General features: G+C 41.2%; 21 protein-coding genes. 2 read left to right on the top strand and 19 right to left on the bottom strand.

Going from position 1 to position 18794, the window contains the following annotated elements; genetic code table 11:
• Positions 1–78 precede the first annotated feature (78 nt).
• From FFM84_RS08275 to FFM84_RS08225, 12 genes are all read right to left on the bottom strand, one after another.
• The gene (locus FFM84_RS08275; protein ID WP_130844799.1) at positions 79–657 is read right to left on the bottom strand and encodes a DUF2712 domain-containing protein; all 579 of its coding nucleotides are present in this window, start codon (positions 655–657) and stop codon (positions 79–81) included.
• A 444-nt stretch (positions 658–1101) separates the two neighbouring features.
• On the bottom strand, positions 1102–1716 hold the full coding sequence (locus tag FFM84_RS08270; protein ID WP_130844798.1) for a L,D-transpeptidase: 615 nt from the start codon (positions 1714–1716) through the stop codon (positions 1102–1104).
• Positions 1717–1886: 170 nt separating this feature from the next.
• Positions 1887–2318 carry a hypothetical protein gene (locus FFM84_RS08265; protein WP_130844797.1) on the bottom strand — a complete coding sequence of 144 codons (432 nt, stop codon included), beginning with the start codon at positions 2316–2318 and terminating at the stop codon, positions 1887–1889.
• A 145-nt stretch (positions 2319–2463) separates the two neighbouring features.
• On the bottom strand, positions 2464–2622 hold the full coding sequence (locus tag FFM84_RS16110) for a hypothetical protein (protein ID WP_165450296.1): 159 nt from the start codon (positions 2620–2622) through the stop codon (positions 2464–2466).
• 244 nt (positions 2623–2866) lie between these two features.
• Complete coding sequence (locus FFM84_RS08260) at positions 2867–3250, bottom strand: DUF956 family protein (RefSeq protein ID WP_130844796.1); 384 nt, start codon at positions 3248–3250, stop codon at positions 2867–2869.
• A 146-nt stretch (positions 3251–3396) separates the two neighbouring features.
• Positions 3397–4311, bottom strand: a complete 915-nt coding sequence (locus tag FFM84_RS08255; protein WP_130844795.1) for a PTS system mannose/fructose/sorbose family transporter subunit IID — start codon at positions 4309–4311, stop codon at positions 3397–3399.
• Positions 4312–4329: 18 nt separating this feature from the next.
• Entirely contained in the window at positions 4330–5136 is an 807-nt protein-coding gene (locus tag FFM84_RS08250) for a PTS mannose/fructose/sorbose transporter subunit IIC (protein WP_130844794.1), read from the bottom strand.
• A 28-nt stretch (positions 5137–5164) separates the two neighbouring features.
• Complete coding sequence (locus tag FFM84_RS08245) at positions 5165–6145, bottom strand: mannose/fructose/sorbose PTS transporter subunit IIA (protein WP_130844793.1); 981 nt, start codon at positions 6143–6145, stop codon at positions 5165–5167.
• 497 nt (positions 6146–6642) lie between these two features.
• On the bottom strand, positions 6643–7479 hold the full coding sequence (locus tag FFM84_RS08240; RefSeq protein ID WP_130844792.1) for a C39 family peptidase: 837 nt from the start codon (positions 7477–7479) through the stop codon (positions 6643–6645).
• Between the two features lie 139 nt (positions 7480–7618).
• Positions 7619–9400 carry an ABC transporter ATP-binding protein gene (locus FFM84_RS08235; RefSeq protein ID WP_130844791.1) on the bottom strand — a complete coding sequence of 594 codons (1782 nt, stop codon included), beginning with the start codon at positions 9398–9400 and terminating at the stop codon, positions 7619–7621.
• On the bottom strand, positions 9393–11117 hold the full coding sequence (locus tag FFM84_RS08230) for an ABC transporter ATP-binding protein (protein WP_130844790.1): 1725 nt from the start codon (positions 11115–11117) through the stop codon (positions 9393–9395). Before FFM84_RS08230 ends, FFM84_RS08235 begins: the two co-directional genes overlap by 8 nt.
• Positions 11118–11834: 717 nt before the next feature.
• Positions 11835–12410, bottom strand: coding sequence for a helix-turn-helix domain-containing protein (locus FFM84_RS08225; protein ID WP_165444267.1), 576 nt, complete (start codon positions 12408–12410; stop codon positions 11835–11837).
• A 164-nt stretch (positions 12411–12574) separates the two neighbouring features.
• Between FFM84_RS08225 and FFM84_RS08220 the strand changes: the two genes are divergently transcribed.
• A complete protein-coding gene (locus tag FFM84_RS08220; protein WP_130844788.1) occupies positions 12575–13486 on the top strand; it encodes an ABC transporter ATP-binding protein in 912 nt (303 codons plus the stop codon).
• Positions 13479–14240 carry an ABC transporter permease gene (locus FFM84_RS08215; protein ID WP_165444268.1) on the top strand — a complete coding sequence of 254 codons (762 nt, stop codon included), beginning with the start codon at positions 13479–13481 and terminating at the stop codon, positions 14238–14240. Before FFM84_RS08220 ends, FFM84_RS08215 begins: the two co-directional genes overlap by 8 nt.
• Before the next feature lie 169 nt (positions 14241–14409).
• Here FFM84_RS08215 and FFM84_RS08210 read toward each other — a convergent pair whose 3' ends face one another.
• The 7 genes from FFM84_RS08210 to FFM84_RS16105 all read right to left on the bottom strand — a co-directional run.
• Positions 14410–14637, bottom strand: coding sequence for a hypothetical protein (locus FFM84_RS08210; protein ID WP_130844786.1), 228 nt, complete (start codon positions 14635–14637; stop codon positions 14410–14412).
• Positions 14638–14866: 229 nt separating this feature from the next.
• Positions 14867–15481, bottom strand: a complete 615-nt coding sequence (locus FFM84_RS08205; protein WP_130844785.1) for a PBECR4 domain-containing protein — start codon at positions 15479–15481, stop codon at positions 14867–14869.
• A gap of 589 nt (positions 15482–16070) precedes the next feature.
• Positions 16071–17120 carry a DUF5776 domain-containing protein gene (locus FFM84_RS08200; RefSeq protein ID WP_130844784.1) on the bottom strand — a complete coding sequence of 350 codons (1050 nt, stop codon included), beginning with the start codon at positions 17118–17120 and terminating at the stop codon, positions 16071–16073.
• A gap of 11 nt (positions 17121–17131) precedes the next feature.
• Positions 17132–17629, bottom strand: coding sequence for a phage holin, LLH family (locus FFM84_RS08195; RefSeq protein ID WP_130844783.1), 498 nt, complete (start codon positions 17627–17629; stop codon positions 17132–17134).
• Positions 17626–17928, bottom strand: coding sequence for an ead/Ea22-like family protein (locus FFM84_RS08190; protein ID WP_130844782.1), 303 nt, complete (start codon positions 17926–17928; stop codon positions 17626–17628). The genes FFM84_RS08195 and FFM84_RS08190 overlap by 4 nt, the downstream gene beginning before the upstream one ends.
• A complete protein-coding gene (locus FFM84_RS08185; RefSeq protein WP_130844005.1) occupies positions 17925–18308 on the bottom strand; it encodes a hypothetical protein in 384 nt (127 codons plus the stop codon). The genes FFM84_RS08190 and FFM84_RS08185 overlap by 4 nt, the downstream gene beginning before the upstream one ends.
• A 15-nt stretch (positions 18309–18323) precedes the next feature.
• The coding region (locus tag FFM84_RS16105) for a hypothetical protein (protein WP_130844777.1) at positions 18324–18794 on the bottom strand (471 nt) is incomplete at its 5' end.

Genomic DNA, 18794 nt, shown 5'->3' with positions numbered 1-18794 from the left:
CGAACTGTTGAAATCTTAAATTGTTTCAAAATATATTAAAGCCCCGCATAAGCGAGGCCGTAAAAAAGCTATTAAAATTTATTTACTATCGGGACTCCAGCGACCCCAGATGAAGTTTTCTTTACCAGGATCAGCACCGGCTACGATAGCTGTCATTTTATGACCGTTTTCTTTTACCGTATTGTACATATGGATTGAGCGATTGTACGCAAGATCATAATAATGCCCTGCAGCATCATTATATCGTGGTACATTTATATAACCATTACTCCCGCGAACCCAACCTGGATTTCGATAGTTTCGGCTATGTTGAGTGGTGATTTCATAAACCCCTGAAGTGTTTTGCTTAACTCGGTAAGGAGTTTCAGCATAACCTGCTTTTTTATCAGTAGCATAAAGCTTCAACCAAAAGTCGTTGTCTGTAGTATCACGTGTTGTTTTAACAGGCATATCTCCTGATTTTTTATCCCAATTAGCTAACTTTTTAGGCATACCTTTTAGGATAGTACTTAAATCAGCATTATCAGGAATATTCACTGATTGATCTGTGGATGTGTTTGGTGTTGTGGACTGATGTGCTGAAACAGTTGGTGCAATAGTGGACATACCGACAGAAAACAATGCGGCAGTCGCAAATAGTGCTGTTCTGATTTGCATGTGCGTCCCCCTAAACTGTAATTATTTCTTGCAAGAAATATGATTTGTAATTACAAGACAGAGTATATATCAGGGAACTCCATGTTAGCAAGGACCTTAAATTATCTATATTTTCATAGATTAAAAAATAAATTCACTAATTTCTTTCCATTCAGTTTATTTACAAAGCATTCACTGCTGATGATGGCATAACATAATTCATTTTCATCATTTTCCAAATAACATTACAATCAAAATTTTATCAACTACCAATTTGATTTTTATCATTTTAAAAATAAACTATACAAAGTTCATTTGAGTATATACCGGTCAATCGATATAAAAATCATTCAACAAAAAAGAATTCGACAATGCCAGTGTATCGACATTTATAGAATTCTTCAGAAAGAATTTAAGTTTTACGTGTTATATAAACAGGTAGCACTTGTCAAAACAACACGATTTTTAGCTAATAATCACCGGGGTCCCCTGTCGAATATGCTCATACAACCACTTTGCATCCGCAATGGACAACCGCACGCAACCATGGGAATTTGATTTCTTCCCCAACTGTTCCGCCTCTTTTGCCACATAGTGCCCGCTAGCGTCAACTGGGACTGAATGGAACAAATAAATACCATGATCTTTAAATGACACCCAATAATTCGCACCTTCACCAGAAGCCGCATTATAAAAGTGTGTCCCACGTTCTGCTTGAATTTTAAAGTGCCCTTTTGGCGTTGCTGAACCCTTTTTCCCCGTTGATGCGCGCATCGTGTACAAGGTCTTGCCTTGATCAATTAAATACACACGTTGCTTGGCAATGGAGACTTCTAGCTTAACTTGCGGATGCGCCGCTAAATCTGGATAGGCCTTAGTCATTGAGGGCTTGTGCCAATCTATCGACTGACTGGTCGACTTAACGTGCCGAGTCGTTTTCGATTTAACCGCAACTTTAGTTGTTTTTTCTGGCTGAGCGGCAGCCTTGCGATGATACGCAAACAACGTCTGCTTGAAACCAATCACTAATATCCCAGCAACTAACAAGCCCACGATCCATTTGACTAGCTTAATTGGCATCACTAGCACCGCCTTGTCCCCTGAACAAATCCCCTTTATCTTGCATCAACCTAACTCCTCCTAAACCGATTTGACACTAGCTCATAACCCCAGCCTGCATGTCTGCATAGTAGCACGATGATGTACGAGTAACAAGAATTATTTGGGTAAAAATAACTCACCTAACTACTTTAGCTGGCTTTTTTAATACCAGTCCATATGCCATAAATAATCAGTCCAGGTATCGCGATAAGCATATAGACGCCGCGCACTAATAGCGTGATGGCAAGATTCGCCCCATCATCTTGACGTTGCATTCGGTCAGCCATGTCATAGCGATTCATCACCGGATTGGTTGCTTGATGATAACTTGAACGATCATCGAGACTCGCTTTAAAACCTGAGTTAGTCAATGACTTCATCGCTAACCACGGCCGCCGTAGTTGTGGCACCCGATTCAATAACAGCGGGTAAAAAATCAAGTAAGAACTAGTCAGCCATATATTCAGCACATTCCAGTGCCAATTGAGTGTGCCATCAGGATTAGCGGTCACAAAGTAGCCCACGATCACATAACACACTAATCCTTTGAGATAATCCCCTAATAACGTCCTTAATTTCATTGGTATCCCCTCCTAATGCCTAATTTTAGAAGAGAAATAATTAAATTTCAATAAGATTAATCATTTATTTTTAATCAAAAAAAGCAACTAGCGCCAATTGACGTTAGTTGCTAAATTCAAATGACTATCGTAATTTACACCTTACTTAGTCATCAATTAGGGCAGGCTCTTTCATTTGACTAGTTCCAAAGATAATAAATAACACGATCAAACCACAGCCAATTGTAAAACCCAACCAGCTCCAAGAAACCTCAACTACATTGGCAACACCTAAAAATACCACTTGTCCAATTGGTGCGCCCAAGAATCATTCCCATCGAAATTGATGGAATTAAAGTTGCCATTGATCCTAGCGAGACTGCCAATGTTTTTAACGTTAATTAAAGTACGATACCCCCGATTATTGATATATTCATACATTATTTTCTCTCAATATATCTTTTCAAGTATGTTAAAACTAACCTAGCTGTATAATCTGAAAGAGCTAACAATAATTCGTAAGAAAAGGACCAGCTCTCTCGATACTGGCCCTTCAAGTAGATTTCAGCCTACTTTAAATAATTGTCCCGATTCTTACCCTTAAATAATCGTTTCATGACGTCAAAGAATGTCAAGGATTGAAGAATACGATCCGGCTCAATGTATTTACGAATAGCTCGCAAAACTTTCTTCGGATTCTTAGAAGAAAAAGCATAAGTCCCATTTTTCTTAGTCTTCAAAGCATACCGAGGAATCCACTTACCCTTAAAGACTACTGACACAATTACTGAATCAACTTCATCCCATGGAATTTGAATATAATTCCGAACATTTCGATCATCGTAAAATTCAAACCCTTTGTCCCCGACCATAATTTTGCCATAATCGGTTAATCCTAAATGAGAATTACCAGCAATGACTAAGTCGACCTTTGTATTAATAGATTGGACCATCTGACTGACTCCATTTCTTTCTCTTGATAACACCGATTATACGGCGCCGGCAGCTTTTTCGCAAAGGCGCCGTTTAACAAAAAGAGATGAACTCCAAAGAGTCCATCCCAATGATCTAAGTCAAAGACTCAGACTGAAATCTTTTTCTACATAACACCAAGAACATGCATGATAACACCAAAAGCGAATAAACCGAAGATGATGATGATTGGTGAAACTTTCTTCTTCAATAACCACATGCAGAGGAAAGTAATCAACAAAGCAGCAAAACCAGGGATTAATTGATTTAAGTTATCTTGCAAAGTTGTAACTTTGTACTTATCGAGTGACAAACCAGCTTTTTGTTGTGTCAAGGCTTCTTTGATACCTTGAGCACCCTTTGGCAATTTGTCCCAGTCAATGTAAGCACCAGAAGCTTGCTTGATACTTGAAACTTTAACTGGACTGAAGTCAACAACAACCCAGCGTTCAATCAATGCTGGTAAGATGAACATCCCTAAGATAGAAGCACCTTTAGTAATGTCTTGTAAGATACCACCAGATAAATCTTCAGTAATAGCAGAACCGGCTTTATAACCGAATTCTTGTGTATAGTACATAAATCCGATACGAATTGCATTCCAAACAACGAAATACAAGATTGGTCCCATGATACTACCACCCAAAGCAAGGGAAGCAGCTAAGGCCCCGATAATTGGCTTAGCGGTAAACCAGAACACTGGATCACCAACACCAGCCAAAGGACCCATCATCCCAACTTTAACCCCTTGAATCGTAACGTCGTCAATGGGAGCCCCATTGGCCCGTTCTTCTTCAAGAGCTAAGGTAACACCAATAATTGGTGAAGCCACGTATGGATGAGTATTGAAGAATTCCAAGTGACGCTTCAAAGCAGCGGCACGGTCTTCTTTAGTTGTATATAATTTCTTTAGAGCTGGGATTAACGTGTAAGCCCAACCACCATTTTGCATACGTTCGTAGTTCCATGAACCTTGGAGGAAGTTCGAACGCCACCAAACTTTAACACGATCACTTTTAGTTAATTTAATTTGATCAGCCATTTTAGTTTTCCTCCTTCTCTAATACTTATCGATAATATCGCCGACAGGGTCACCGGTACCAGAACCGCCACCGTTGCCTGAACCACCCATTTTAGAAAGGTTCAAGTAGATGAGAGCCATGGCAACACCAATAGCACCTAAAGCGATCAACGTCAATTCGCTGATAGCAGCAAGAGCAAAACCTAAGGCAAAGAATGGCCACATTTCGCGAGAAGCCATCATGTTAATAACCATGGCATACCCAACGGCAACGACCATCCCACCACCGATTGACAAACCATCAGTCAACCAAGCAGGCATTGCGTTCAACATTGCTTTAACGGGACCAGCACCAACAGCCAAGATTAAAGCAGCTGGAATAGCGATACGTAACCCTTGCATACAAATACCAATAACTTGCCACATGTCAATTTTAGCAAAACTACCTTCTTCAGCAGCACGGTCCATTGCATGGACCATTAACGTAGCGATTGTACGTGCGATGATGGTTAATAATAAACCAGCAACGGCTAAAGGAATGGCGATAGCAATAGCAGAAGAAACTCCGGCTTTACCTTGGCCACCAAGAACTAAAATAATTGCAGATGCAATTGATGCTAAAGCAGCATCAGGGGCAACGGCGGCACCAACGTTTGACCAACCAAGGGCCAACATTTGAAGACTACCACCTAAAATAATACATGGAACTAATTGTCCAGTAACTAAGCCGATCAAGGCACATGCAACAACTGGTTGATGGAAATGGAATTCATCCAAAATACCTTCCATACCAGCTAAAAATGCGACTAGTACGACTAAAATCATTTGAATTGCGTTCAAATTCATGATTTAATCCTCCATTTTTCTCCGATAATTAACTATTAGCTTGTTCTTTTAACAATTTTTCAGCTTTATCCATGATGTGATCAAGGTTTTCTTGACCATCGGTAGGAACTTTACGAACATCCATCTTGACGCCCATCTTTTCAAGTTCTTTGTAAGTATCGATATCATCTTGATCGAAAGCTAAAACCTTGTTTGGTTGAACTTTACCAACTGAATGTGCCATTGAACCGATGTTCAAGGTATCCAACGGTACGCCACCCTTGATTGCTTTCAAAGCATCTTGAGGGGTTTCAAATAAGAGCAACGCTTTTTGACCACCGAAGTGTTTGTCATCTTTGGCAATCTTGATCATTTGATCGATTGGAATGACATGCGCTTTAACACCATTTGGTGCCGCTTGAATAATCATTTGTGTCCGTAAGTTGTCTTTGGCAACGTTATCAGAAACAACGATAATCCGAGTTGGGTTAACTGTTTTACTCCAAGCAGTTGCAACTTGACCATGAAGTAAACGAGAATCGATCCGTGCAAGCACGTATTCGAATTTCCCAGGACGGCCAGCGTTTGCTGAATTATCTACAGCTGCTGCTTTAGCATCTTCTTTAGGTGCTAAGGCTTCAGGACGAACCTTCACCCCATCTTTAGCAGTTTCAATGATATGGGTCGCAATTTCGTGCGCCGAATTCATTGATAAGCGTGAAGCATAAGCTTCGATCAACATTGGTAAGTTCAAACCAGCGACAATCGCCCATTTGTCCTTATGTGCTTCAAACAAGCCGTTAACTTGGTTGAATGGTGTGCCGCCCCAAAGGTCGACTAAGAATAAGACTTGGTCTTGGTCATCGAAAGAAGCGATTGCCTTTTCCAATTTGGCCTTGATGTCATCAGGTCCTTCACTAGGCATCAATGTAACCGGTTGAACGTTTTCTTGTTCACCGAAAATCATTGATCCGGATTGATAAATGCCTTTAGCGAATTCACCGTGACTAGCAATGATAATGCCTACCATCTTTGTACCTCCTATTTTTTTGTTACAGTCATAGGAAAATGAATAAATAATGTCTAAATAGCCTGTAACTAAATTTTATTGTGATACTGTAAGCGCAATCTTTTTTGCACTCACTAATATATATGCAACTTCCGTGCCAAAATACACTAATTGGTAAAGACCGATATTAAAGGCTTTATATTGATACACAAAAAGTGATACAGTATTCTGTATCGCTTTTTGTGTATCAATATAGCGTATTTTTATGTTTTTTTTAGCAAATGAACGTCTTTTTTAGTGTTTCCTTTATATTTTCTTAAACAAGTTGATGATTAACCGCTTTCAATTATTTAGCTTTAACTTTTCTTAAGAAACGGTTGACGCCTAGCTTTCGGCTTTGTTCGATCACTTGACATCGATATGACCCGTTTGGCGAGTGAGTTTATTAATTAATTTGTACTTAGATATAAAAAAAGCGCTAAACAAGTCAGTTGATAACTTGTTTAGCACTGCAATAATCAGTAACTAAGCGCTCGGTATTGATTTTTTTGCCAATAGGTTATAAATTGCTGATTACTTAGACTTGTTTTTTGCTTCGTCCAAGGATCATTATAATAAATTCGTTTAGCCGAATAGCCGGTAACCGTAATACTATGCGTTTGAAAACCATCTAATCCAGCCATCCAGGTAACGACTGGGTGATTATTGGTCACAACCTGCTTCAGCTTGGGCAATCGGCTTCCAGTCAAGTTCACAGCGGTTCCAACATGCCGCTTTACTGTACTCATTAGGCCGCCTGGATAAACATAATGTCCCCAACCAACGCTGTTATAAGGACTTCCGACAAAACCACGATTAGGATTACTACTGCGCGGCATTTCTTTTGCTAACTGCATTTTGGTCACTTTAGCACCAGCATACTGTAGCATCATCGCCGTTGCGGTAATTTCACATCCCGTTGGTAACTGTGGCCGCTGCCCAATTAAGGGAACAGCTAAACGAACATCCGTTAACTTCAAATATTGATGCCACACCCAACCCGATTTACCAGTTTTATTTTTAACATAATAGTAGAGATACTTCTTACCATTTTTAAAAAGATAAGTTTGTTGCGTACATGTCCATTTAGTATGTGGAAAATTCCGCAATTGATGCACAGCCTTTAACTGTACCTGCTCACCCGCTGCTTGAAACTGATAAAGCTTACCGGTTTGACTAGCAGTTAAATAAGTCTTCTTAGCAACGACTGGTGTTATTGCTGATTGCTTAACGGTGGTACTCGCATGAGCTAGTTGGGTCCAACCTGCCCCAATACTCAAACCAATAAGTATCAGCCATCCTCTTTTGATAATCATTCCCCGACTCCTTTAGATTATTAGTTTAATGAACAAAGTGGCTCGTTCATATCATACTACTGTCGTGAATTAACTCATAGTTATTAACTAAAAAGCCTTCCAAGATTGGCAATAATCTTGGAAGACTCCAATTATTGAATTAATCAAACACCATCTGATTATGATACAGCTCAGCGTAAAAGCCGTCTTCAGCTAACAATTCAGGATGGCTACCTTGTTCAATAATGCGACCCTCTTTCAACACCACGATCTTATCCGCATTCAAGATTGTCTTTAATCGATGGGCAATAACAAAGCTCGTCCGCCCCTGAATCACATTATCCATCGCCGCTTGAATCTTGGCTTCCGTAACGGTATCCACGTTAGATGTCGCTTCATCTAAAATTAAGAGCTGTGGATTTGTCAAAATCGTCCGCGCAATCGACATCAATTGCTTTTGCCCGGCTGAAAAGACACTTTGTTCATCAGAAACTTGCGTTTGATAACCATCTGGCAAGCTTTCAATGAAGTCATGAATGTTGGCCTGTTTCGCCGCATCAATCACGCGATCCATCGTTGCCGTTGGTTCCCCATAGCGAATATTATCCGCAATCGTGCCACTAAATAATTGTGGATCTTGCAAGACAATCCCGACATGTTGACGCAAAGCCGACAACTCGAAATCTTGAATATTCACACCATCAAAGGTGATCGCACCACTATCGACATCGTAGAACCGATTCAGTAAGTTCATCACGGTCGTTTTCCCTGAGCCAGTTGGCCCAACTAGCGCAACCATTTCACCACGTTTCACCTGAATAGAGACGCCATGCAAAATTTCTTTGCCGGGTAAATAGCTAAAGTGCACATCATCGATCTTCAATTCATCTTCAATCGCGGTTAGGGCACGACCGTCAGCTGGATTAACTTCATCTGGTTGCTGCTGCACTTCATCGACCCGGCGTGCACCGGTAATCGCTAACTGGATCATGCTATAAAGACTCGTCAATGACATGATGGGTTGATAATACTGTTGCGCATAGTTCACGAAGACGACGACTAATGCTAACGCGGCCCCTGTTGATAGATTCCCATTCAACGCAAACCACGAGCCAAAGAAGATCACGATTGCCGTATTTAAGAGCGACATCCCTTGCATTAATGGATTTAAGATTCCCGACCAGATTTGCCCGGTCAAGGCTGACTGCCGAACTTTGGCATTATATTTCTGGAACCCTTTGACGGAATCCTGTTGCAGGCCATTTGTGATCAAGACTTTTTGACCGGTAACTTGTTCATTAATATAGCCATTTAGTTGGCCGATGTCATCTTGTTGTTGGTTCACCGCGACACTAGCTTTGTGCATCACCCAGGCAGCTAAGATTAACGTGATTGGCGTTGACGCCATGGTGACCCACGCCATCGTGACATTTTGATTGAACATCACGATCAGGAGTCCCACAAACTGGGCGACTGCCAACAGAATTTCTAGCAGTGCCTGATTCATCGCATTAAAGATATTATCTAAGTCCGACGTAAACCGGGCTAAAATATCGCCATCTCGGTGAGTATCAAAATACTGGACCCGCATGCGTTGCAACTTACGGAATAAGCCTACCCGCATTGTCCCAGTCGAATAAGCCGTGACCCGCGCCAAAATCAAACTCGCTACAAATAACGCGATCGCTTCGACAATATACAAGAGAATATACGTCACTAACGTCTGATTAAACGGCTGTAATGTGGCCTTGGCCCGCATGGCTTGATTGGTCCATTGTTGTAAATACTGGGTTAAATCTTCAATCGCCCGTCCCAAGTAAGTGGGTGCCATCACAATACACCAGGTGGCAATCACAATGAGGATAATGCTCATCAAAAAACCGAACCAGTAACGTTTCAAATAATGCCAGTAATATTTACCGGCGTTGCGTAAGTCAGTCATTTAGCCCCTCCTCGCGCGCTTTTTGCGTCTGATAAATCATTTGATAAACCGTACTCGTCTTTAATAAGTCATGATGTGTGCCATGCCCCACAATTTGACCATCATCCAAAACGATAATTTGATCTGCTCGAATGATTGAGGCAATCTTTTCGGCAATCACAATCGTGGTTGTCGTTTTTAATTCACGATCCAAGGCTTCTTGGACTAATTTTTCCGAACGGGCATCTAACGCTGACGTGGCATCGTCCAAAATGAGAATTTCTGGATTGGCAATCACCCCACGGGTAATCGATAACCGTTGTTTTTGCCCGCCGGAAAAATTTTGAGACCGTTCTTCCACCGGCGCATCGTACGTTTGCGGTAACTGATCAATAAATTCGGCTGCCTGTGCGATATCAGCCGCCCAAGCCATGTGCTGTGCTTCAGCATCCGGCTTAACTTGCCGTAAATTTTCCGCAATCGTGCCTGAGAACAAGGTCGAACGTTGCAAGACATACGCGACCGTTTTTCGTAACGTTTTTTCCGGTAACTCACGGACATCAACGCCCCCAATTAATACCCGGCCTTCATCTGGATCATAAAGCCGGGCAATCAGTTGTGCTAAGGTCGTTTTACCCGATCCGGTTGCCCCGACGATTCCCAACATACTGCCCGCGGGAATCGTTAACGTCACATCTTTTAACGTCGGTTGATCATCGCCGGGATACGTAAAGGTGACATGATCAAACTGAATATCACCAGGAATCTGTTCGACTGGGCCATCAGCATAAGTCATGCTAGGCGTCGTCGTCATCACTTCGTTAATTCGGCCAATCGAAATCACTGCCCGTGACGCAAACGTCATCAAGAAGCCCCCATTAATCACTGCAAATAAAATTTGCATTAAATAGGAGATAAAACTCGTAATGGCCGCTAAGTATGATGGATGCGTCGTGATGTTTTGTCCCACAATATACACCGAAACGCCCATCGCCACATTGGCAATCAAAAAGAACGCCGGCATCAAAACCGCAAACCAGTAGCCAATTTTAGCGGTCACATTCGTCAATTCATCGGATGCGTTAGAAAACTTTTTAATTTCATTCTTTTCTTGGACAAATGACTTAACTACCCGAATGCCCATTAGGTTTTCACGAGCCAGCGTGTTGACCTGTTCAATATCTTCTTGGGTTTGGGCAAAATACGTCGTCATCCGACGCACCGCTACCAAGGTCACTAAGATAATCACGACCATCATAACCACAATGATCCACCATTGTTCCGGCATCGTCATGACGGCTAAAATTAACGCCCCCACAAAGAGTAGCGGAATCCGCGTAATCTGCTGAAACCCAGCCATCACAATTTGTTGGACTTGGTTAATATCATTGGTCATCCGTACCACTAAGTTGGACGGCGCAAACTTTTCCACGTCCGCATAAGCCAGTGATTGGACTTTGGCATAAAGATCAGCCCGTAAGTCGGTCGCTACCCCTAAGGCAACACGAGCAGAATAGATCGTATTCACGATCCCACCAATAATCCCTAGGACGGCTAGCACAAGTAGTAATAGGCCTTCTCGTAAGACGGTTGCTTGATCATTTTTTATAATCGCTTCCATTATTGTTTGTAATAAACGCGGTTGCCACAAGGTTGCAAAGACTAACAATAAGACTGCAATCGTGGCGACCCAAATATCGACTCGATACCGTTTGAAGTAAGGCATCAACGTTTTCATAATTTCTTCCTCCTCATAATAACCAACTATTGTGGGGTTAATCCTAGATTAACTGAATTAAGTAACTTGAACAAGCAATGTCCTCTAAAATTAAAACTTATTAAGTTTATAACTAAAGGTTGAAAGCTGAATTTTAGACTTAACCATTGATAGGATAGACATTTAACGGTCAAAAATAGCGAAACTTGCCGCCTACCGTTCGCCCAATCCGGGCCGGAACGCTGTGGATGGACAATCCAAGCCAAAGTTCGGTCTTGGATTTCGTTTTGAACCGCAAAGGTCGGCGTTTCAAAAGCGCCAGTTTCTAAGCAAAAACCGCTAAGAAACGCCCACGGCTGGACCCAGATTAGACTCACTCTCGGCTAGATTTGTGACCAAATCATTGTTTTAAACAATGATCGTCGCTTAACCGCAGGCTGTCAGTGATGGCGCCAGCCGTGAAAACGTCGTTGTCCGAGTGTTTTTGTCGGACTTACGACGTGGACGTCTTGAAAGACTAGTGGTTTTGCTAGGCTTTCAAGCGAGATTGAAGCCCGCTTTTTGGCTGAAATCGGTCCCCACAGCTGGCAGAATCACTGACAGCCGAAGGTGGGGTATTCACGTCAGCTCTAGTAAGGTCCTACTAACGATGAGTAAGTTTCAACCTTTAGTTTATAACGAAATATAAAAAAACTCTTGAAATACTAAATTAATCGTATTTCAAGAGTTCAGCTTTTTTTAATTAGTTTGGCGTTGCCGTCGAATACTGATAATAGCCGTAATTAGCGCAACGACACCTGAAAGAAAGCAAGTATTCGTTAGACCAAAACCCATATCAAAAGCATTGACGAGACCACTCGTGATGCCTAATCCAGCAAAAATCAAGAGTCCGCCCGCAACGAGATAAGTCGTTGTTCGGGATGAATGATGTCTTTTAGACCACCAGGACACGCCTAACAAGCCTATTAACCAGCACCACAAAAAATCAACCCAATGATAACCCGAGAAGGTAGACATCTGAGTGATACGTTCAATCGTCAATACAGCAAGTAACGCCCAAATCACCACAATAGCTCGTTGCGGCTTTGTCGTCATCATTTTGTCGGCTGGACGATCAGCAACTAACGTATCCAATGACACTTGATAAAAATTGGCCAGTTGTTGAATGGTTGTCAAATCCGGCTGATTTCGATCGGTTTCCCAGCTTGAAATCGTCTGACGTGACACGTGCAGCTGACTGGCAAGATCATTTTGCGTTAGTTTTTTAGCTTGGCGTAGGTGTTTTAAGTGAGCACCTAGTGTTCGTGTTGTCATGAGCCTGTCCCCTCGTAATCCCGTTATACCGGTAATGCTATTATTTCTAGCATAGCGTAAATCGGCTACGTTTACTAGCATCGCCACAAACTTTGCCGGGCCTATTTTCAGATAATCGGGTAACGCGTAGGCTGAATATAGTCATTGAAATTGGAGATGGAAATATGCAAAATGAGCCACTTGTCCAAATTAAACATTTAAGTAAACGGTTTGGCCGTAAAGTTATCTTGCATGATGTGTCATTAACATTACCGATGGGACATATTGTCGGCTTGATTGGCCCAAATGGTGCCGGGAAAACGACGTTAATGAAGATTATGATTGGGCTGTTGAACGGCACTACCGGTCAGGTCATCTTAGCCGGTAAAAATGTCACCGCACAGCAACATCAATTTATTCAAGAATCTGCGGGCGCATTGATTGAAAGTCCAGCACTATATCCATTTTTAACTGGCTGGCAGCATTTACAACTATACGGATCAGCAGCGGAGAGTCAAACAATTGTAGATACGATGGGGATGGCATCCTATATACAACGCCGAGCACGTGACTATTCGTTGGGGATGAAACAAAAACTGGGGATTGCCATGGCCTTGGTGAAACGACCGCGCCTGGTCATTTTGGATGAACCGATGAATGGCCTAGATCCGCAATCAGTCCAAGCGTTTCGCCAACTCATCCAGCACTTGGCACAAGCCGGAACAACCTTCTTGATTTCTAGCCATCAAATAAGTGAACTTGAAAAAATTTTAGATGATGTGATCGTCATTGACCAGGGACAAGTGCTTTTGCAAGCATCGTTAGCGCAAATAAGACAAGACAGACCAACTGAAATCGTGGTGAAAACAACTGATGATCGACGCGCTCGTCAATTATTACTGACACGACAGGTGACTTTAGTTGCTGGAGCCGATGTCCGATTTCAGCCTACTGCATATGGCCAGTTAAATGACATTTTGAGAATATTGGTAAACGCCAACTTACCCATTTTGACAGTTCATGAATCACAACCAGATTTAGAAACAACCGTTTTAACCCTACTAACTCACCATGAGGAGGAAAATAACTATGATTAAACAAGAATTATTTAAGTTACGTTATCAAAAGAGTCTGTGGGCGGCCGCGGGGGTGCTCATCATGCTCATGTTATTTGTGGCCGGATTTACACTAACCGCAACCTACAGTGATCAACAATTCTATTTTTCTGTGGCCTACTCAGGGTTTCAATGGGTCTCAATCTTAATGATTATTCTCAGTGCAACCTGTGTAACGATGGAGTTTGCATATGGCACGATTAAGCAACTTGCCTTGCAAGTTCGCAGTCGTAACCAAATTTATTTTGCTAAATGGTTGGTCATGGTGGGGGTTAGTGTTTGCTTACACGGATTGGCTATTTTAACGACAATGCTCATTCAGCTAGGTTTAAACCAACACCTAGAACTCAAGTCTAACTATCTCTATCATCAAAGTTTGCTACACAACTTAGTCGCTAACGCCGAGCTGGATTTATATGGCAATTTATTAATTATCGGCTTAGTCTTTTGCTTAGCAAGTCTGGGACGGAACAGTGGCGTGACGATTGCTGTAAGTTTGGCTGTTTGTTTCTTCGGTGAAGGGTTGTCCGCAATGGTATTACAAGTTGCCGGACCACTAACGGGAATTTTGCGCTGGAATCCATTGAATATGTTGAATTTGCAAAATGAATACGGCAATCCAGCGTATCGCCACATGACACATCTCACACTAACTCAATTAGCTGTTGGAAATGGCATGTGGGCAATTGGCTTCATCGCGTTAGGCGCAATTATTTTCTCCAAACGACAATTATGATGGCTTGCTTAAAAACAAGATCATGATTTTATTGAAATAAATTAGGGTTACAACAAGACATAAAAAAGAATCTTCAAAATACTAAATTAATAGTACTCCAAAGATTCTTAGCAAAACTATATTCAGACTATGTCAGTCTCTACACCTGTTTTTTCAACAAAACACTTATTTAAAGGACTTTAAAAAAGCTGATTATTTTTTTAGCCAGTTTATCATCCGATTTAATCACAACTGATTTCGACTTTTTTTGTTTAGCTTCTGCTTCAAGGCTTGGTTTTCCTAAATCACGTCGAATCGCATTTAACGCTTCACGCTCAACTTCAGCAGCGGTTCTACCATTCATTTTTTTAATAAATTTATTGTAGACTTCATTTTTATTTAACTTAGTTGCTTGCATTTAGCTCAACTCCTAGTAATTCGTATAAAAATGAAACTTATGTCTTCTCAGAAAATACCATCAATTTGATGACTATTATTTTGAACTTTCACTGTGGTATTTTCCAGCATAAGATCAACTATTGTCTATGCATGATGACTGAACTACGTCATCATTTTACAAACAACTACTTAGAATATCAAATACTCTGCTTAGCCTAAAATGCTAAAAAAAATCTATTCTAATTTTCTTAGCGATGAACCTTCGTTAACCAATAATCTGGAGTTTTAGTTGCAGCCACCAATATTTTAGAACTTTCAAAACAGTCTACAATAGCCAGCACACCGTAGAGTTCATTATTTCTAAACTTTGTATCACTTAAGTTTAAAAGAGATAATGGAATATATCCATCCGTGTCAAATTGAAACGCAATCGCCATTAGCTCTCTCCTAGTTCTAATGGCATGGTCATATTGAAGTTTTAGATACTTACCAGCACTAGTGATCTTCAAATCTAATTTACTTAATTCTGGCAGTAAATTTATAACCTGTAGTTTTTGAAACGTGGTTCCATCCGCTTTTACAAGTAAGTTTTCCAAAACTAAATGATTGCGTTTTAGGTCATGCCAAAAACGTTTCGCACCACCATTTTTATAGCTCAAACCACACAGGTGCATGAAGTTTTCCCGCTTAACATTTAATTGAATAGCAGCCACTTTTCCAGCTTTTTGATAAAAATAATAGCGTTCACGGTCACACAGCTCAGTTTCAACATAACTAAAAGCCATCTTTAAATCATTCATTTTCAGTCTAATACGTTTAAGGTCTTGCGAAGTTGCACGCTTATATTCTTGTGGATACTTCAAAATATCGACTCGTTTCTAACCAAAAATAAAAAGATTGCTAACAAGTCTATTTTTAAAGACTCATTAGCAATCTTCATCAGGTTTTTCTGTTCTCAGCGAACGCTAGTGGTTAACTAGCAAAAACTATCTGAATTTTCTGTCCCCAGCGGACGTTAGATTAAATTATCTAACAAGTATCTGATTTTATAGTTGCCTGACCAACTGAAGAAAACTACTTTTCTTCATACAAATAATACCAAGATTCAGGGACTTAGTCAATCATCCTACCTACTGCCCAAAACGAAGCTTCAAATTCTAAGTAATGCCAAAAACAAAGTATTGGATATATCTATGTACCGGCATTCAGACGACTTTTTAGCATACCTTCAACTCTTGCTAAGCCCAAAGACAAAAGAAAAAAGCTCTTGAATCACCACTACATCGGTGTTCCAAGAGCTTTAACATTATTAGTGCGGCCAAGAAGAACTCATCAACAAATCTCTAAACCGCTTGGTATCACTGATTTTACACCATTCAATATACAAGTAGTTTCGCAAGTAGTTTCGCTTTTGCCTATGCGAGGGGTAAATATACATAATGTGGGTCAAGTTTAGTTATTAATTTTAACATAGCTCTTGTTGGCAGTGAGATAAAATCCAGACTCGGTTTTAAGCAACCAGATGTCGCCCCAGCGAACAACGGCCGTAATCGTGAATACCGTACCCTTTCCATACTTGCGAATACACTTAGTTCGGTCCTTATCCTTATACAGATAAGTAGACTTGACCACTTTGATCTGCTTAGGATTCGTCACGTAGTACCAGTTCTTTACGTTATCTCGATTGGCAGTAATATAAAAGCCAGAATCCGTTAGTAATCGCGGCGTTCCGGCTTTAGTTTTTACAACATCTTTAATTTTGAATTGTGTACCAGCCGGATAGTAGCGGACGCGGTGTTTAAATTCGGTATCTTTATATAAGCCAACCTTAGTCAAAGTTTGGATCAGCTTGGGGTTCCAATCATAATATGACGCCTTAGCAGGCTTGCTAGCAGCGCTCTTTTCGGTCCCTTTATACTTGAACATAGAGCCGTAATCGTGGCTGCCATCAACGCTTAGGCCGTGCCAGTTGTCTGTGTATTGCCATGCTTTAGCAGCTGAAATATTTAGTTTAGCAATGCCGTAGCTTGCAATCCACCAGCGGTCAGTAACACTAGATGAAATACGGGAACCGAACCAGCTACCCATAGTGTAAACCCACGTATTGCTGTAACCTTGCGATTCAACGTACTTAACGAAGCTTTTAACGTCTTTAGTGGCATTACTCATGAGTGAACCATCTTCAACGTCAACGATCACTGGATCTGTTTTATTGATACCGTATGCTTTCAAGTACATCACAAACCATTTAGCCTCGGCAATAGGGTCATCGGAACCATACCGCGCCGAGTTACAAGTTAGGTAGTGATAGGCGCCCACTGGTAAACCAGCCGCCTTGGCGTTAGCTAGCTGTTCCTTGGCACTCACATTGACGTAGGCAGTACCGTCAGCGCTACCTTGAGTCAGCTTGACTAGGATTCCTTTACTGCCAAGACTCTTTAGCTTTTGAAAGTACGCTTTAGTCTTTGGCTGAAAGACCGCCACGTCATTAAATTCAGTCATAGGTGCACCTCCTAGTCTTCTGTGTCCTTAGTGGCTGGAATAGCAATTTCTTTACCATCTGGTACATTTGTTGCCGTCTTAGTGGTATCAACTAAACCGCCTTTTTCAACGTGTGCCACGCTGGTTGTCAAAGCAGTTAATTTGGTTGATGGTTGGGTCGCTTTAAACGCTTGATAAGCCGCTTCCACAGCATTAGCTACGTTTTCCACGTTGATATCGATCTTGTGGTCAGCCAGTTGTTGGTTCACAATGCGGACAGCCTCTTTCTTCTTGTCAGCACCCATCGCGTTAAGGTTAACTGAGACTGCGGCCACTGCCGTCCCCGCCCATTGTTCAAGCTGTTCATAGTGCTGCTTAGTCTTGGCACTCTTAGTGGTCGCTTCTTTATTATCAAGGATCTTATGAACCAAAGGCCATGCCTTAACTGCAATTGTGCCGCCAATTACTGCGATCACCGTTGCCCCACCATTTACTAACCAACTAAATACATCATTTACTAATTTCATCATTTTGTTTGTCCCCCTGTTAATTTATCAATTTTTTCTTGCATTGCCCCAACCTGCTTGGTTAAAGCATCAATGGTTGTTGACTGTGCTTCAACTTGTGCCGTTAGCTCAGCAATTTTGCCATTCTTTGATTCTAGCTGTTCAAGCAATTCTTGAACTTTAGCAATCATATCTGGCATTGAGTGCGCGTAAACTGATTCAGTGTCAGAACTAGCTTTCGTTTTAGTTCCAAAATAAGTGATGATGCCGCCAATCACACCGCCGCCAACCGTTAGCAACGTTTGAATTAATCCTGAGTTCATTCGGTATCACCAGCCCACGCATCGAAAATCAATCGCCCGGCCACGGCAAACATCAGCCAACAATCTAACCGAGCAAATGGGTGTCCCCATAACTCAATATTTTGTAAAAGAAAAGCTAGCGCATAGACGATCCACACAAACGTGAGAACGACAAAGCACCAGCTAATTAACGGCCGAATATTATATATGGCTACAATTACCGTGATTGTACCTAAAATAATGGCGATTGTGGCAAATGGCGGATCATCAAGGCGACTAGCCACCGTATTAAAAAAGTCCGGGCGTGCAAAACGAAATGAGTTGGCTACAAAGTAGGCACCAATCATAATCGTTTCTAGACCAGACATGAGCAACGACCTATTCAATTTTAGATTATTCATTATTTTCATCCTTTCTTAGTAAGTTACTACTTTGCCCATAAATAGATAATATCCATCATTGTACGGGCCGTTTATTAATAAATGTGGAATCTGCAAACTTTTTTCACTCACTATCTTGATAGACAATCCGGATGAACCACCGAAGGAAGGACTGACTGGTAAAACAACCGTTTTTCCAACTACCAATTGACTCTTAGGGATATTTCCTTGACCCGTTCCATAATCTGAAAGCTGTGGGAGCCCACCCTGCTGATATTCATAATATTTTGTATACGTTATCGTTATCCCATTCTTTGCTCGACTAATTTTATCGCTCAAATTTAATATTAAGTCATCACCAGTTACATTATTATCAGTGTTTGTTGCTAATAGTGTTCCGACTGGGACATAGTCCTGATAAACCTTACTGCCGCCTCTATAAATCGTTCCAATACGTTTGCCATTAATAAATGGGTGTATAGATTTGCCATTTATATAGATTGCCAT

This window comes from Lactiplantibacillus mudanjiangensis (assembly GCF_005405385.1).
In the GTDB taxonomy this organism is placed as follows: domain Bacteria; phylum Bacillota; class Bacilli; order Lactobacillales; family Lactobacillaceae; genus Lactiplantibacillus; species Lactiplantibacillus mudanjiangensis.
Note: the sequence above shows the minus strand (reverse complement) of the source record. Positions and strands in the feature narration are given on the sequence as shown.